Genomic DNA, 14,490 nt, shown 5'->3' with positions numbered 1-14,490 from the left:
GAGCGCTGACCGGCGGCCCGGCCGCGACCGGCCACTGCGTGGCCGCCGCTCCTCGGGGTCGCGGGTGCGGGGCTGGGAGTGCGGTCATGGCGGTTTCAGCTCGTAGTGGGCGGTGGGGTATGGTTGTCGGGTTGTCTCGGCGAGGGTGGGCCCTCCTTGGTGCTCACCGTGATCGACGCGGCTCGGCTCTGTGGCCGTCCTCGTTCGTTCTTCGTCCGACGAGTAGACCCAGACCCCGGTAGATGGGTCGCCCATGACCAGCCCGGAAGAGCCGTAGGAGCGCATTCACCATGTCCGACGCCAACGTCATCGAAGCCGCCGTCCGCACCGAATTCGGTAAGGGCGCCGCGCGCCGTACCCGTCGTGACGGCAATGTGCCCGCCGTGCTGTACGGCCACCACGCCGAGCCGCAGCACCTGGCGATCAACGCCCGTGAGTTCGCCGCCATCCTGCGCGAGCACGGCACCAACGCCATCCTGAGCCTGGTCGTCGACGGCAAGTCGCAGCTGGCCATGACCAAGTCGGTCGTCGTCCACCCGATCCGCCGCTACATCGAGCACGCCGACCTGCTGATCGTCAAGCGTGGCGAGCGCGTCACCACCGACGTCAACGTCGTGGTCACCGGTGACGCCGCCGCGGGCACCCTGATCACCCAGGAAGCCACCACCCTGTCCATCGAGGCCGACGCGCTGAAGCTGCCCGAGTCCATCGAGGTCTCGGTCGAGGGCATCGAGGCGGGCACCCAGATCCTGGCCGGCACCATCGCGCTGCCCGCCGGTGTCACCCTCGCCGGTGACCCGGAGGCCCTGATCGTCAACGTGATCGCCGCGCCGTCCGCCGCCGAGCTGGACGAAGAGGGCGAAGGCACCGCCGACGAGGCCGAGCCGGCCGAGGCCGAGGCCGAGTCCGCCGAGTAATTCCGCTGCTACGGTTCGGTCGTGACCGAATCCTCCGGGCCCGCGCTCGTGGTCGGACTGGGTAACCCCGGTCCCGAATACGAGCGCACCCGCCACAATGTGGGCTTCCTGGTCGCCGATGTGCTCGCCGAGCGCATCGGCGGCCGTTTTGCCCAGCACAAGAAATCCGGCGCCGACCTGCTGCAGGCGCGCCTGGACGGCCGTCAGATCCTGCTGGCCAAGCCGCGCACCTACATGAACCTCTCGGGTCGCCCGGTGGCCGCGCTGGCCAAGTTCTTCTCGGTGCCCGTCGACCAGGTGATCGTGGTGCACGACGAGCTCGACCTGCCGTTCGGCACGATCAAGCTCAAGCAGGGCGGCGGCGAAGGTGGGCACAACGGGTTGCGATCCATCTCGCAGGCGCTGACCACCAAGGACTACCTGCGCACCCGCATCGGCATCGGCCGTCCGCCGGGGCGTCAGGACCCGGCCGACTATGTGCTCAAGGCGTTCGCGGCGCCGGAGCGCAAAGAGGTGCCGGTGATCGTGGAACAGGCTGCTGACGCGGTGGAACTGTTGCTGAAGGTCGGCCTGGAAGCCGCTCAGAACAACCTGCACTGAGCTGTTCGGCGCACCCGGAGATCCAGGCGCGCCGAACGCGTCTCAGCGCAGGTGTACCGCGGTGGCCGCGCGGCGGAGTTTGCCCGAGGAGGTCTTCGGGAGGGCTCCTGGGCCGAGGATGGCCACCGTGCGGGGGCGGGCGCCTACCTCGGCGAAGACCTCGTGGACGATCTCGCGTTCCATTCGCTTCACCTCGTCGGGTTCCTGGTAGTCGTTGGATTCGACCACCACCGCGAAGCTCTCGCGCTTCTCGCCGGCGTCCAGGCGCACCGCGACCGCGTTGCCGGGGCGGACCCCGCTCACCCGCAGTGCGGCGCGCTCGATATCGGTGGGGTAGATGTTGCGGCCGCCCATGATGATGACGTCCTTCATCCGCCCGCACACCACGATCAGGCCCGCGTCGGTGAAGTAGCCGATGTCGCCGGTGTCGAGCCAGCCGTCGGCGTCCTGCGCGGGGCGGAACCCGTCGACGGTGACGTAGCCGGAAGTCACGGCGGGACCGCGCAATTCGATGACGCCCACCGAGCGCACCGGCAGCGGCTGACGTTCGGCGTCGACGACGCGGCCCTCCAGGTCGTCGACCAGATGACCCAGTGTCGGCAACCGGCGCGGGGTGCCGTGGTGGCCGTCTTCGGCGACCGGCACCGCCTTGCCGACCGCCTCCAGCAGATCGGCGTCGATCACGTCGAGCACCAGGCCGTGGCCGGGGTCGGGGATGGACACGGCCAGCGTGGTCTCGGCCATGCCGTAGACCGGGGTCAGCGCCATCGGGTTGAGCCCGAATCCCTTGCCCGCCTCGGCCAGCGCGATCATGGTGTCGGGGTCCACCGGTTCGGCGCCGTTCCACATGTAGCGCACGCTGGACAGATCCATGGTGCCCGGCTCGGCCTGGCGCAGCCGCCGGGCCAGCAGCGAGTACGCGAAATTCGGTGCGGCGGTGACAGTTCCGCGGTACTTGGCGATGAGCTCGGCCCACAGCAGCGGCCGGGCCAGGAAGTCCAGCGGGGTCACACACACCACTTCGGCGCCGAATTGCATGGGCACACTGAGGAATCCGACCATGCCCATGTCGTGGAACAGCGGTAGCCAGCTGATCATCACGTCGTCGTCGGTCTGGAACTTGACGCGATTGAACATCGCGTAGGCGTTGACATAGAAGTTGCCGTGGGTGATCCGGACCGCCTTGGGCGAACCGGTCGACCCGGAGGTCAACTGCTGCAACGCGATATCGCTCTCGGTGGTGGGCACCGGATCGGTGTCGGCCCCCTCGTTCAGGTCCTCGATCCGCACCACGATGATGCCGCGTTCGCGCAGCACCGGTTCGGCGGCCGCGAACGGCGCCCCGAGCACGACCGCCTTCGCCTCGATCATGTCCAGCACGGTCTCGGTGTCGCGCACCCAGACCGCCAGATCGGTGCGCGGTGTCGGCTGGTGCAGCATGGTGATCGAGGCGCCACGCATCCAGATGGCCTGGCAGACGGGGGCGATGTCGACGGGCAGACCGGCCAGGACGCCCACCGCGTCCCCGTGTCCGATTCCGGCGGCGGCGAGCCCGCCCGCCATCCGCCGCGCTATCCGATGGATTTCCCCCCAGGTCTGCCGCAACGGCACATCGGGTTCTCCGGTGACCAGTCCCCGTGGGCTGGTCAACGCGGTGGCAAACATTTCGTCGGTGAACCTGCTCAACGTCGGACTCCCTTTGCGCCAACGATCGGTTACGGCCGTGCTCCCAACAAATCCCGCCCCGCGCCCTCGGTGTTAACCCCACTCAACCCCGGCGAACACCCCCTGCCGCACTTTTCTCGACGGCGAAGGTGGCAGCGTAACGGTCCACATATGGTCTACCTGATTGTTCCGCGATCTCCCGCATCAGCTGGTCGGTTGCCGCTCTGACCTGGGCGCGATACTCCGCTGCCGGATAGCGTCGCGCCGGCTGGACGCTGATGCGCACCTTGGTGAAACGCAACAGTTTCCGACCGCGCGGATTCATGCGGTCGGTCCCGTCGAGAATCACGGGTACCACCGGTGCGCCTGTGGCCATGGCCACGCGCAACGCCCCGGTCCGACCACGATAGACCCTGCCGTCGAGCGAGCGCGTGCCCTCCGGGTGAATTGCCCACGCACCGCCGGATTCGAGGATGCGGGTGGCCGCGGCGAGCGCGTCGGCGGCCGCGTCACCGCCGGTGCGGTTCACCGGCACCTGTCCGGCGGCGGTGAAGAACCAGCGCTTGGCCCGCCCGCGCGGGCCGGTGCCGGTGAAGTACTCCTGTTTCGCCAGGAAGGTGAGCGGCCGGGGGATCACCAGCGCCAGGTAGAGCGAATCGATGAAGGCGAGGTGATTGGCGGCGATGATCACCGGCCCGGTGCGCGGGATGTGTTCGAGGCCCTCGACGTGTGGGCGGCCGAGCAGGCGCAGCAGCGGGCCGACGAGAACGTATTTGCACAGTGAATACCACATGGGACCTCCGAGTAGACAGTGTCTACTCGACACTAGTAGACACTGTCTACGGGTGCCATGGGATGGGGTGCCGCCCGCGGTGCAGAATTGCCCGTATGCCCGGCTCCCTGCGTGAACGCCTCGTCGACACCGGCGTCGAGCTGCTCGAACGCGACGGCGTCGGCGGCCTCGGGTTGCGGGCCATCGCCCGCGCCGCCGGGGTCTCGCACGGCGCCCCGCGCCGCTGGTTCCCGACGCACGCCGCCCTGCTCGCCGCCATCGCCGCGCGCGGCTTCGCCGACCTGCTCGCCCGGTTCGCGCAGTCGGCCGCCGCGGGCGACCCGCGCGTCCGGCTGCGGGAGATGGCACGGGTCTACGTCGATTTCGCGGTGACCAGGCCGGAGATGTTCACCCTCATGTTCCGCCACGATCTGCTGGCCGGATCAGGGGAGAACCTGCGCGGCACCACCCAGCCGCTGTACCGGCGCGTCGTCGAGCTGGTCGCCGCGGCGGGCGCGGGGCCCGCCGCGCCGCGCCGCGCGCTCGCGCTGTGGACCAATGTCCACGGCCTCGCGACGGTCGCCGCCAACCGCACACTCGAAGTCGTTGCCCCCGAGGAAGATCCCCGGGCCCTCGCCGAGCGGATCGTCGACGAGCACCTGGCCTTCGGCTAGCGGGTGAGCTCGGCCAGGGTCGCCACGAAGTGGTCGAGATCGGCGTGGCTCACGAAGCAGTGCGGTGACGCGCGGATCACCGCGGCCAGGCCGCGCCCGGTCATGTCGAGCAGCGTCGAACTCGCGTGGCTCACCGTGACCGTGACGCCCTGCCCGGCGAGCCGGTCGCGCAGCAGCACCGGATCGTGGCCGTCGACGGTGAACGAGACGATGCCGCTGTGCTCGGTGCCCAGGTCACGCACCGTCACCCCGGGCAACTCCGGAAGCAGCGCGCGCAGGTGGGCGGCCCGGTCGGCGACGGCGGCGTAGACGGCCTCGGGACCGAGCGCGAGCAGGTAGTCGACGGCGGCGCCCAGGCCGAGCCGGGCGGCGACATCGCATTCCCAGAACTCGAAGCGGCTCGCGTCCTCGGCCAGCCGGTATTCGCCGGGGCGCACCCACTGCGCGCCGTGCAGGTCGAGCCGGTCCGGTTCCATCGACCGCGCCAATTCCGCACGGACATACAGGAATCCGGTGCCGCGCGGCCCACGCAACCATTTGCGGCCGGTGGCCGAGAGCGCGTCGACATCGAGCGCGGCCACGTCGATCGGCAGCTGCCCGATCGACTGGCACGCGTCGAGCAGCACCAGCGCACCCGCCTCGTGCGCGATCCGGGTGGCCTCGGCGACCGGATTCACCAGGCCGCCGTTGGTCGGCGCGTGCTGGAGTGAGACCAGCCGGACCCGCTCGTCGAGCATGGCGGCCAGCGCGGCGGTGTCGAGGCGGCCCTCGGCGTCGCTGGGGATGTGCTCGACGGTGGCGCCGGTGCGGGCGGCCCGCTGCAGCGCCGAGATGGCGTTGCTGGCGTAGTCGGCGCCCGAGATCAGGATCCGGTCGCCGGGGCGCAGCGGGACGGAATAGGCGAAATCGGCCCATGACCTGGTCGCACTGTCGCTCAGGGCGATGGTGTCGGCGGCGGCGCCGATCAGGGTGGCGATCGAGGTCTTCACGGCCGCGAGGGCGTCGAGGCGCTCGTTGGCGGCGCGATAGCCACCGATCTCCGCCTCCCGGCGCAGGTGGTCGACGACGGTGTCGGTGACGACCCGCGGCGGCAGCGAGGACCCGGCGCTGTCGAGGAACACCTGCCCCCCATCGAGTCCGGGCGTGGCGGCTCTGACGGCGGCGAGATCGATCATGCGTCGACCCTAGCGCGGGCGTTCGTTCGCCGATTCGTCACTTTTTCTGTCGGTGGCCGTCGCTACTCTGGAAGATCAGACGCAGGTTTCCACGGCAGTACCACAGCACGCGGAGGTTGGCATGGCCGTCACACTGCACCGTACTTCGTGGCCCGATTCCGCTCCCGACCAGGGCGAACTCTCCTCCAGGGCGGCGGCGGAGGCCTATGTCGGCGGGGTGTGTTTCAAGCTGGGGCCACCGGGACTCATCGGCGCGGAACTGGAGTGGCTCACCACCGGCCCCACCGGTTCCCGCCCACCGCTGGACCTGATGGCCACCGCCCTCGGCCCGCACGCGCCCGTCTCCCTCGCCCCGGCCTCGCCCGCGGCACCCCTGCCCGGTGGGAGCAGGGTGACCATCGAACCCGGTGGTCAGATCGAACTGTCCAGCGCCCCGTTCGCCGATCCGGCGGCGCTCACCCACCACCTGCGCGCCGATGCCGTCCTGTTGCGGGACCTGCTCGCCGCCCACCAGATCGGCATCCTCCCCGCCGCCGCCGACGCGGCCCGCCCGGCCGAACGGCTGCTCCGGCTGCCCCGCTACGCGGCGATGGAACGCCGTTTCGCCGGTGTCGGACCGTTCGGCGCGCTCATGATGTGCAATACCGCCGCCACCCAGGTCAGCGTCGACGCCGGCGCCGATCGGCACGAGGTGAGCGCGCGGTGGACGGCCCTCTACGCCCTGGGTCCGGCGCTGATCGCGGCCTTCGCCTGCTCACCGCGGCTCTACGGCGCCCCACCGGGTGACTGGGCATCCCAGCGGATGCGGGCCTGGCTGCGGCTGGACCCGTCCCGGGTGCGGCCGCCGGTGGCCGACTGGACCGATCCGATCACCGCCTACGCGCGCTGGGCGCTGGACGTCCCGCTGCTGTGTGTGCGCTGCACCGAGTCCGACGCGGACTGGTCACCGCCGCCCGGCGCGACCTTCGCCGACTGGCTCAGCGGCGCCCTCGACGACGAGGTCGGCCGCAGACCCGGGGTGGCCGACCTCGACTACCACCTCACCACCCTGTTCCCGCCGGTCCGCGCCTCGGGCCACCTCGAGGTCCGCTATCTCGACACCCAGCCCGGCGACACCTGGACCACCCCGATCCACCTGTTCGACGCCCTGCTGTCCACCCCGGCGGTGGTCGCCGAGGCGACGGCACTGGCAGCACCGGTCGCGGGGGAGTGGTCCACCGCGGCCCGCCACGGCCTGGCCGACCCGCAGATCCGCCGCGCCGCCGTCGACGTGCTCGAACTGGCCACCGCTCATGCCCGCACCGATTCCGCCACCGCGGAATTGGCCCTCGCCGCGCGCCGATGTCGGGCGGGGCGAAGTCCACTCGAGCCGGTGCGCAACGGCTTCTCCGTTGCCGCCCAACCTGTTCCGGAGATCGCCCCGTGACTGTTTCCGTCCCCGCCGACCACTCCGCCCGCGACCGGATGCGCGCCCGGATCGCGGAGGTCCTGCACCGCGCGCGTGCGCGCACCGCCCTGCTCACCGACACCGTCGACGACACCGATCTCACCGCGCAGCATTCACTGCTCATGAGCCCGCTGGTCTGGGATCTCGCCCATATCGGCAATCAGGAAGAACTCTGGCTCATCCGCGATGTCGGTGGCCGCGAGGCCGTGCGCGCCGATATCGACGAGCTCTACGACGCGTTCAAACACGCCCGCGCGAACCGTCCAGCCCTGCCCCTGCTCGACCCGGATCAGGCGCGCGGATACGTCGGTTCCGTGCGCGAGAAGGTCTGGGACGTCCTGGAATCCAGTGACCTAGCCGGAAATCCCCTGGTGGACAAGGGTTTCGCCTTCGGCATGATCGCCCAGCACGAGCAGCAGCACGACGAGACCATGCTCGCCACCCATCAGCTGCGCCTCGGCGAGCCGGTGCTGTCCGCCCCGCCGCCGCCCACCGCGCAGGTCCGGCTCGACGGCGAAGTCGTCATTCCCGCAGGCGAATTCCTGATGGGCACCTCGGCCGACCCGTGGGCCCTGGACAACGAGCGCCCCGCCCATCCGGTGCACGTCCCCGGTTTCGCCATCGATGTCGCCCCGGTGACCAACGAGCAGTACCTCGCCTTCGTCACCGACGGCGGCTACGACCGGCCCAACCTGTGGTCGGCGCGCGGCTGGGCCCACCGGCAGGAAGCCGGCCTGACCGCACCGCAGTTCTGGACGAACGAGGACGGGCGGTGGTCGCGAACGGCTTTCGGCGTCCGCACACCGCTGCGGCCGCGTCAGCCGGTGGTGCACGTGTGCTGGTTCGAGGCCGAGGCCTACGCCCGCTGGGCGGGCAAACGGCTGCCGACCGAGGCCGAATGGGAGAAGGCCGCCCGCTTCGACCCGGAAACCGGTGCGTCCCGGCGCTATCCGTGGGGCGAGGACACCCCCGGCCCCCAGCACGCCAACCTCGGCCAGCGGCACCTGGAACCGGCCGAGGTGGGCGCCTATCCCGCGGGCGCCTCCGCCACCGGCGTGCACCAGCTGATCGGCGATGTCTGGGAGTGGTGCGCAACGGGATTCGATGCTTATCCCGGATTCCGGGCATTCCCCTATCGGGAGTACTCGGAGGTGTTCTTCGGCGGCGACTACCGCATCCTGCGCGGTGGTTGCTTCGGCACCGACGAGGTCGCGTGCCGCGGCACCTTCCGCAACTGGGATCACCCGATCCGCCGCCAGATCTTCGCGGGCTTCCGTCTCGCCCGCGACCTGCGAGAGGACGAACGCTGATGTGCCGTCAACTGGGCTATGTGGGCCCCCCGGTCAGTGTCGGCGAACTCGTTCTGCGCGGCCCGCATTCGCTGTTCGTCCAATCCTGGGCACCCGCCGACATGCGCGGCGGCGGCACGATCAACGCCGACGGCTTCGGCGTGGCCTGGTGGCGCCGCGCCGAGGTCGGCCTGGACGGGGTGCGCGACGCGGTGACCCGCTACCGCAATGCCGCCCCCATCTGGACCGATCCGGCCGTCACCGAAGTGCTCGGTCAGCTGGAGTCCCGGTCGGTCCTGGCCGCGGTCCGCTCGGCCACCGTCGGCATGCCGCTGGAACGCGCCGCCTGCGCTCCCTTCACCGACGAACACTGGGCCTTCAGCCACAACGGTGTCGTCCCGGACTGGCGCCCCACCCTGCTCGCCGTCCAGGCCGACCTGAACGCGCTCGTCGGTCCCGGCGAGGCACTGATCGGCTCCGCCGCGATCCTGCTGGAAGCCGAGGCCCTCACCGACTCCGCCGCGCTCTGGGTGCTGCTGCGCGGCCTGCTCGCGGCCAGCCGTCCCGACGGCCCGATCACCTCCCCGGAAGACGCGCTGCGCCTGCTGGTCACCGCCGTCCTGCACCGTCAACCGGCCGCCCGCCTGAACCTGCTGCTCGGTGACGGTGACCATCTCTGGGCGACCACGTGCTGGCACGCGCTGTCGATCCTCATGGCCGACGACTACACCGTGCTGTGCTCGGAGCCCTACGACGACGACCCACGCTGGCAGCTCGTCGGCGACCGGCAGGTCGTGGCCGCCGCCCCCGGCGGTTGCACCATCACCGATCTCGCACTCCCCGACCTCGAAAGGGTCCGCGCATGACCGAGCCGCTGCTGGACATCCACCTCACCGACGACGACCTCGCCGCGGCCCTGCGCGCCGATGCCCGCACCGGCCTGACCGCCGACCCGAAATCGTTGCCGCCCAAGTGGTTCTACGACGCGCGCGGCAGCGAACTGTTCGAGCGGATCACCGAACTGCCCGAGTACTACCCGACCCGCACCGAACGCGCACTGCTCGAACGCGTCGTCGGCGAGATCGCCGAGGCGGCCAGGGCGGAGGTGCTGGTGGAACTCGGCTCCGGCTCGGCGGCCAAGACACGCCTGCTGCTGAACGCGCTCACCGCCGAGGGCTCGCTGAAAACCTATGTACCCCAGGATGTCTCGGCATCAGCCCTGCGTGGCGCGGCCACCGAGATCGCCGCCGAGTACCCGCATCTCGCCGTGCACGGTGTGGTCAGCGATTTCACCGACACCCTGCACAACCTGCCCCGGGGCGGCCGTCGCATGATCGCCTTCCTCGGCGGCACCATCGGCAACCTGGTCCCCGCCGAACGCGCCGAATTCCTGGCCGGCATCACCGAGGTCCTCGAACCCGGCGAACTGCTGCTGCTCGGGGCGGGCCTGGTGATCGACCCCGCCGTGCTCGTCCCCGCCTACGACGACGCCGCAGGCGTCACCGCCGAGTTCAACCGCAATGTCCTGCACGTGCTCAACCACCGCCTCGGCGCCGACTTCACCCCCGAGAAATTCGATCACATCGCCCGCTGGGACCCCACCAACGAGTGGATCGAAATGCGCCTGCGCGCCACCACCGCCATGACCGCCACCATCCCCGCCCTCGACCTCACCGTCGACTTCGCCCCGGGCGAGGAAATGCGCACCGAGATCTCCGCCAAATTCCACCCCGACACCCTGCGCACCGAACTCACCACCGCAGGCTTCACCCCCACCCACACCTGGACCGACCCCGCCAACCGCTTCGCCCTGTTCCTGGCCGAGCGGCGCTGACCGGCGGCGCTACAGGTCGAGGTCTTCGGCGCGGGTCTCGCCGCTGATCGCGGATTCGTCGCCGTCAACCGGGTTGTCGTAGAGGTCGCCGTCGACATTGTCGTCGCCGACGACGCGGACGGCGGCGACTTCGGCGGGGCGTTCGTCCTGTTCGGCGGCGGCGCGGGCGGCGCTGCCCTCGGTCCATTCCTGCGACATCTCCTCGTCGATGCCCAGGAATCCGTCGGCGTCGGCCTCGTGGTTGCGGATCACGTAGTCCTGCGGTGGGTCTTCCACATACCGCTCGTATTCGACGATGTCGTCGGCTTGATCGTCATCGCCCATGTCCATGTCCAACGGTTCACGGCTCATGGGTCCAGTATCGGCCTCCACCGGGCGCGCGTCACGGACCACGGCCGGTGCTCAGTGCTCGACGCCCTCGAAGATCGCGCCGAACCAGTCCACGAGCGGGCGCAGTTCACCCCAGGCGCGGCGGACCTCGGTCGCGGCGGCGGGAGTGGTGAGCCAGTCCGGGGCGCCGAATCCGCGGCGCACGACCAGCGACTTGTAGCGCAGCAGGTCGATGCGCGGATGGTCGGCGGGGTAGCCCTTGGGTTTGGTCTTGAGCCGGTCGCCGCCGACGTCATAGCCCGCCGCGGTGGTGGCGTCGAGAATCCGCGCGAGTTCGGTGCCGCGCACCTCGTCGTCGATGGTGGCCCGCAAGGTCGCCAGGGCCGGGGGTGACGGCATGAAGCATCCGGCGCCGACCGTGAGACCACCCGCGTCGATGTGCACATACCAGCCGACCCCGGGCGCGACCCGGACCACCGCACCCTGATGGGTCTTGTACGGCGTCTTGTCGGCGGAGAAGCGGACATCGCGGTAGGGCCGGAAGATCTTGGCCTCGCCGAACTCGTCCGCGAGCTCGGCGGCGAGCGCCGTCATCGGCGCGCGCACCGCCTCCTCGTAGGTCTGCTTGTGCGCCGACCAGAAAGCCTTGGAGTTGTCGGCCTCCAAGTCTTCGTAGAAATCGAGTCCCGCCAGCGGAAACCCGGTGAATGCCATCAGTCCTCCCAGCTCACGCGCTACCCAGCGCCACGAAGAACACCACCACCGCCAGCACGGCCAGCGCACCGACCACGGCATTGGCGGTGGCCGCCCACTTGCCCAGCTGTTCGCCCTTGGTGTGCCCGACGATGCCGAGGATCACCCCGGTCGGCACGGTCACCAGCACCGGCAGCCCGCACAGCAGCGCCCCGCCGAGGAACGACGCGGCCACGCAGCAGAAGCTGAGGACCGACCAGATCGGGGTGGTGTCGACATAGCCGTAGCGCGGCGGCAGCGGCTGCGGCGGTCCGTAGGGCGCCACCCCGTACTGTCCGCGCGGATACCCCGGCGCCGGGAACATCGGCTGCGGCGCGGGCGGCGGCCCCGGATAGGGCGGCAACTCCACACCGGGCCACTGCTGATCGGGACGCACGGGCGGCGGCGGAACCACCGGCTCGGGCGCGTCCTGCACGCGGTCCTTGCTCAACTCGACCGGCCGGTCCGGTTCGTAGTCCATCGATCTCCCCCTCGTATCGCGCGTAGACCTCCATGACTACCACGTCGAAAGCCGAAAACGGCCCCCGGCGGATGCCAGGGGCCGTTCGGTGGAACTCAACTCACGCGTTGCCGTTGAACAAGCCGGTGACCGAGCCGTTCTCGAAGACCTCGCGGATGGTGCGCGCCAGCAGCGGCGCGATCGACAGCACGGTCAGCGTCGGGAACTTCTTGTCCTCGCTGATCGGCAGGGTGTTGGTGATGACGACCTCGCGCGCACCGCAGTTGGCCAGCCGCTCGGCGGCCGGGTCGCTGAGCACACCGTGGGTGGCCGCGATGATCACGTCGCCCGCGCCGGCTTCCTTGAGCACCTTCACCGCGCCGGCGATGGTGCCACCGGTGTCGATCATGTCGTCGATCAGCACGCAGGTGCGGCCCTCGACGTCACCGACCACGCGGTTGGACTTCACCTGGTTGGGCACCAGCGGGTCGCGGGTCTTATGGATGAACGCCAGCGGCGTGCCGCCCAGCGAGTCGGCCCACTTCTCGGCGACCTTCACGCGGCCCGCGTCGGGGGAGACCACGGCCAGGTTGTCGGAGGGGTAGTTGGTGCGGATGTACTCCGAGAGCTGCACCAGCGCGTGCATGTGATCGACCGGGCCGTCGAAGAAGCCCTGGATCTGATCGGTGTGCAGGTCGACGGTGATGATGCGGTCGGCACCGGCGGTCTTGAGCAGGTCGGCGACCAGGCGGGCCGAGATCGGCTCGCGGCCGCGGTGCTTCTTGTCCTGGCGGGCGTAGGGGTAGAACGGCAGCACCGCGGTGATCCGCTTGGCCGAACCGCGCTTGAGCGCGTCGATCATGATGAGCTGTTCCATCAGCCACTGGTTCAGCGGGGCCGGGAAGCTCTGCAGTACGAAGGCGTCGGAACCGCGGACCGACTCCTCGAACCGCACGAAGATCTCGCCGTTGGCGAAGTCACGCGCGGTCTGCGGGGTGATGTCGACGTCCAGTTCCTTGGCGACCTGCTCGGCCAGCTCGGGGTGCGACCGGCCGGCGAAGAGCATCAAGTTCTTCTGGTTGTCGATCGAGAACGCGGTCACTGCTGGTTGCCATCCTTTTGCTCGGTTGCCTTGTTCGACGTCTCGTCTGCCGCGAGGGCTTCCGCCGCCGCGCGCGCCGCAGCGGTTCCCGGACGGTAACGCTGCACCCAGTTATCGATGATGCGCTGTGGCCCACCCGACACGGCCAGTGCCCCTGGTGGAACGCTCCTGCGCAGTACAGTACCCGCTCCGGTATAGGCGCCGTCACCCACGGTGACCGGAGCGATGAACATGGTGTCGCTGCCGGTCCGCACGTGGGAACCGACGACGGTGTGGTGTTTGTTCACGCCGTCGTAGTTCACGAAAACGCTCGACGCGCCGATGTTGCTGTACTCGCCGATCGTCGCGTCGCCCACATAGGTCAGATGCGGCACCTTCGAGTGCGCGCCGATCGAGGCGTTCTTGGTCTCCACGAAGGCGCCCAGCTTGCCCTCGGTGCCCACCACGGTGCCCGGGCGTAGGTAGCTGTAAGGGCCGATGGTCGCGCCCTCGCCGATCTCGGCACCCGAGCCGTGCGTGCGTACCACGCTGGCGCCGGCCCCGACGACCACGTCGGTGAGGGTGGTGTCCGGCCCGATCTCGGCGTCCTCGCCGATGTGGGTCGTGCCGAAGAGTTGGGTGCCGGGGCGCAGCACGGCGTCGCGGTCGATGCGCACGCTCGCGTCGATCCAGGTGGTGGCCGGATCGACGATGGTCACCCCGGCGCGCATGTGCCGTTCGAGGATGTAGCGGTTGAGCGTGGCGCCCGCCTGCGACAGCTGCACCCGGTCGTTGACCCCGGTGACCTTGTTCGAGTCGACCAGCCGCGCCCCGTGCACCGGATGACCGGCCTCGCGGGCCAGGCGCAGCACATCGGTGAGGTAGAGCTCGTGCTGGGCGTTGGCCGTGGACAGCCGCCCGATCATGGTCCGCAGCACCGAGGCGTCGAAGGCGTAGACGCCGGAGTTCACCTCGTTGATCCGGGCCTGCTCGGGGGTGGCGTCGGCGTGCTCGACGATCTCGGCGACCTGGCCGTCGTCGTCGCGCACGATCCGGCCGTAGCCGTTGGCGTCGTCGGGGACGAAGGTCAGCACGGTGACGGCGGGCCGCTCGGCGTAGCTGCGGTGCTCGTCGAGCAGGGCCGAGAGGGTGTGCCCGTCGAGCAGCGGCACATCGGCCGAGGTGACGAGCAGGTCGCCGGTGAAGTCCGCGGGGACCGCGCTCAGCGCGCACTGTACGGCGTGCCCGGTGCCCAGCTGCTGGTCCTGCACGGCGCACACGATGTCGAGGCCGAGTTCCTTGCCGACCTCGGCGACGGCGGCGCCGACCTTGTCGCGGTCGTGGCCGACCACGGTGATCAGGTGGGTCGGCTCGATCTCCGCCGCCGCGTGCAGCGCGTGCGAGAGCATCGAGCGCCCGGCCAAGGGATGCAGCACTTTCGGCGTCTTCGACCGCATTCGCGTCCCAGCCCCGGCTGCGAGAACGACGACGGCGGTCTGCGGTGACATGGATCT

Annotated in this window: 15 protein-coding genes; 7 read left to right on the top strand and 8 right to left on the bottom strand. The window is 70.1% G+C overall.

Annotated features, from left to right (window positions below; all coding sequences use genetic code 11):
* Positions 1-290 precede the first annotated feature (290 nt).
* Positions 291-917: a 50S ribosomal protein L25/general stress protein Ctc gene (locus ACWEMY_RS21825; protein ID WP_375930005.1), complete on the top strand. Its 627-nt coding sequence runs from the start codon at positions 291-293 to the stop codon at positions 915-917.
* 21 nt (positions 918-938) lie between these two features.
* The gene (gene pth, locus ACWEMY_RS21820) at positions 939-1,517 is read left to right on the top strand and encodes an aminoacyl-tRNA hydrolase (protein ID WP_375930004.1); all 579 of its coding nucleotides are present in this window, start codon (positions 939-941) and stop codon (positions 1,515-1,517) included.
* 42 nt (positions 1,518-1,559) lie between these two features.
* Here pth and ACWEMY_RS21815 read toward each other — a convergent pair whose 3' ends face one another.
* Together ACWEMY_RS21815 and ACWEMY_RS21810 are read right to left on the bottom strand one after the other, a co-directional pair.
* Complete coding sequence (locus ACWEMY_RS21815; protein WP_375930003.1) at positions 1,560-3,203, bottom strand: fatty acyl-AMP ligase; 1,644 nt, start codon at positions 3,201-3,203, stop codon at positions 1,560-1,562.
* A gap of 82 nt (positions 3,204-3,285) precedes the next feature.
* On the bottom strand, positions 3,286-3,975 hold the full coding sequence (locus ACWEMY_RS21810) for a lysophospholipid acyltransferase family protein (protein WP_452391483.1): 690 nt from the start codon (positions 3,973-3,975) through the stop codon (positions 3,286-3,288).
* A 95-nt stretch (positions 3,976-4,070) separates the two neighbouring features.
* On the opposite strand from ACWEMY_RS21810, the gene ACWEMY_RS21805 reads away from it, so the two are divergent.
* On the top strand, positions 4,071-4,628 hold the full coding sequence (locus ACWEMY_RS21805) for a TetR/AcrR family transcriptional regulator (RefSeq protein WP_452391482.1): 558 nt from the start codon (positions 4,071-4,073) through the stop codon (positions 4,626-4,628).
* Here ACWEMY_RS21805 and ACWEMY_RS21800 read toward each other — a convergent pair.
* Positions 4,625-5,803 (bottom strand): aminotransferase class V-fold PLP-dependent enzyme, encoded by a 1,179-nt coding sequence (locus ACWEMY_RS21800; protein WP_452391481.1) that lies wholly within the window; start codon positions 5,801-5,803, stop codon positions 4,625-4,627. The two genes, ACWEMY_RS21805 and ACWEMY_RS21800, sit on opposite strands and share 4 nt — an antisense overlap.
* A gap of 121 nt (positions 5,804-5,924) precedes the next feature.
* On the opposite strand from ACWEMY_RS21800, the gene egtA reads away from it, so the two are divergent.
* The 4 genes from egtA to egtD are packed head-to-tail and all read left to right on the top strand — an operon-like array spanning position 5,925 to position 10,373.
* Positions 5,925-7,229, top strand: coding sequence for an ergothioneine biosynthesis glutamate--cysteine ligase EgtA (egtA, locus tag ACWEMY_RS21795; RefSeq protein ID WP_452391480.1), 1,305 nt, complete (start codon positions 5,925-5,927; stop codon positions 7,227-7,229).
* Between the two features lie 38 nt (positions 7,230-7,267).
* Entirely contained in the window at positions 7,268-8,560 is a 1,293-nt protein-coding gene (gene egtB, locus ACWEMY_RS21790) for an ergothioneine biosynthesis protein EgtB (RefSeq protein WP_452391484.1), read from the top strand.
* Positions 8,560-9,405, top strand: a complete 846-nt coding sequence (gene egtC, locus ACWEMY_RS21785) for an ergothioneine biosynthesis protein EgtC (RefSeq protein ID WP_452391479.1) — start codon at positions 8,560-8,562, stop codon at positions 9,403-9,405. The genes egtB and egtC overlap by 1 nt, the downstream gene beginning before the upstream one ends.
* Positions 9,402-10,373, top strand: coding sequence for an L-histidine N(alpha)-methyltransferase (gene egtD, locus ACWEMY_RS21780; RefSeq protein ID WP_452391478.1), 972 nt, complete (start codon positions 9,402-9,404; stop codon positions 10,371-10,373). Before egtC ends, egtD begins: the two co-directional genes overlap by 4 nt.
* A 9-nt stretch (positions 10,374-10,382) precedes the next feature.
* Here egtD and ACWEMY_RS21775 read toward each other — a convergent pair whose 3' ends face one another.
* The 5 genes from ACWEMY_RS21775 to glmU form a co-directional block, all read right to left on the bottom strand.
* Positions 10,383-10,724, bottom strand: a complete 342-nt coding sequence (locus tag ACWEMY_RS21775; protein WP_452391477.1) for a hypothetical protein — start codon at positions 10,722-10,724, stop codon at positions 10,383-10,385.
* A gap of 51 nt (positions 10,725-10,775) precedes the next feature.
* Positions 10,776-11,417 carry a DUF2461 domain-containing protein gene (locus ACWEMY_RS21770; protein WP_375929995.1) on the bottom strand — a complete coding sequence of 214 codons (642 nt, stop codon included), beginning with the start codon at positions 11,415-11,417 and terminating at the stop codon, positions 10,776-10,778.
* Between the two features lie 13 nt (positions 11,418-11,430).
* A complete protein-coding gene (locus ACWEMY_RS21765; RefSeq protein WP_375929994.1) occupies positions 11,431-11,916 on the bottom strand; it encodes a hypothetical protein in 486 nt (161 codons plus the stop codon).
* Between the two features lie 100 nt (positions 11,917-12,016).
* A complete protein-coding gene (locus ACWEMY_RS21760; protein ID WP_218716034.1) occupies positions 12,017-12,997 on the bottom strand; it encodes a ribose-phosphate diphosphokinase in 981 nt (326 codons plus the stop codon).
* The gene (gene glmU, locus ACWEMY_RS21755; RefSeq protein ID WP_375929993.1) at positions 12,994-14,484 is read right to left on the bottom strand and encodes a bifunctional UDP-N-acetylglucosamine diphosphorylase/glucosamine-1-phosphate N-acetyltransferase GlmU; all 1,491 of its coding nucleotides are present in this window, start codon (positions 14,482-14,484) and stop codon (positions 12,994-12,996) included. The genes ACWEMY_RS21760 and glmU overlap by 4 nt, the downstream gene beginning before the upstream one ends.
* Positions 14,485-14,490 lie beyond the last annotated feature (6 nt).

Source organism: Nocardia sp. NPDC004415 (genome assembly GCF_053602435.1).
Note: the sequence above shows the minus strand (reverse complement) of the source record. Positions and strands in the feature narration are given on the sequence as shown.

Coding starts and splice junctions, on each gene's coding strand:
- ACWEMY_RS21825 (WP_375930005.1), top strand. CDS start 291: ATGTCCGACGCCAACGTCATCGAAGCCGCCGTCCGCACCGAATTCGGT.
- ACWEMY_RS21765 (WP_375929994.1), bottom strand. CDS start 11,916: ATGGACTACGAACCGGACCGGCCGGTCGAGTTGAGCAAGGACCGCGTG.
- ACWEMY_RS21770 (WP_375929995.1), bottom strand. CDS start 11,417: ATGGCATTCACCGGGTTTCCGCTGGCGGGACTCGATTTCTACGAAGAC.
- ACWEMY_RS21805 (WP_452391482.1), top strand. CDS start 4,071: ATGCCCGGCTCCCTGCGTGAACGCCTCGTCGACACCGGCGTCGAGCTG.
- ACWEMY_RS21775 (WP_452391477.1), bottom strand. CDS start 10,724: ATGAGCCGTGAACCGTTGGACATGGACATGGGCGATGACGATCAAGCC.
- egtA (WP_452391480.1), top strand. CDS start 5,925: ATGGCCGTCACACTGCACCGTACTTCGTGGCCCGATTCCGCTCCCGAC.
- egtB (WP_452391484.1), top strand. CDS start 7,268: ATGCGCGCCCGGATCGCGGAGGTCCTGCACCGCGCGCGTGCGCGCACC.
- ACWEMY_RS21800 (WP_452391481.1), bottom strand. CDS start 5,803: ATGATCGATCTCGCCGCCGTCAGAGCCGCCACGCCCGGACTCGATGGG.
- ACWEMY_RS21810 (WP_452391483.1), bottom strand. CDS start 3,975: ATGTGGTATTCACTGTGCAAATACGTTCTCGTCGGCCCGCTGCTGCGC.
- glmU (WP_375929993.1), bottom strand. CDS start 14,484: ATGTCACCGCAGACCGCCGTCGTCGTTCTCGCAGCCGGGGCTGGGACG.
- egtD (WP_452391478.1), top strand. CDS start 9,402: ATGACCGAGCCGCTGCTGGACATCCACCTCACCGACGACGACCTCGCC.
- egtC (WP_452391479.1), top strand. CDS start 8,560: ATGTGCCGTCAACTGGGCTATGTGGGCCCCCCGGTCAGTGTCGGCGAA.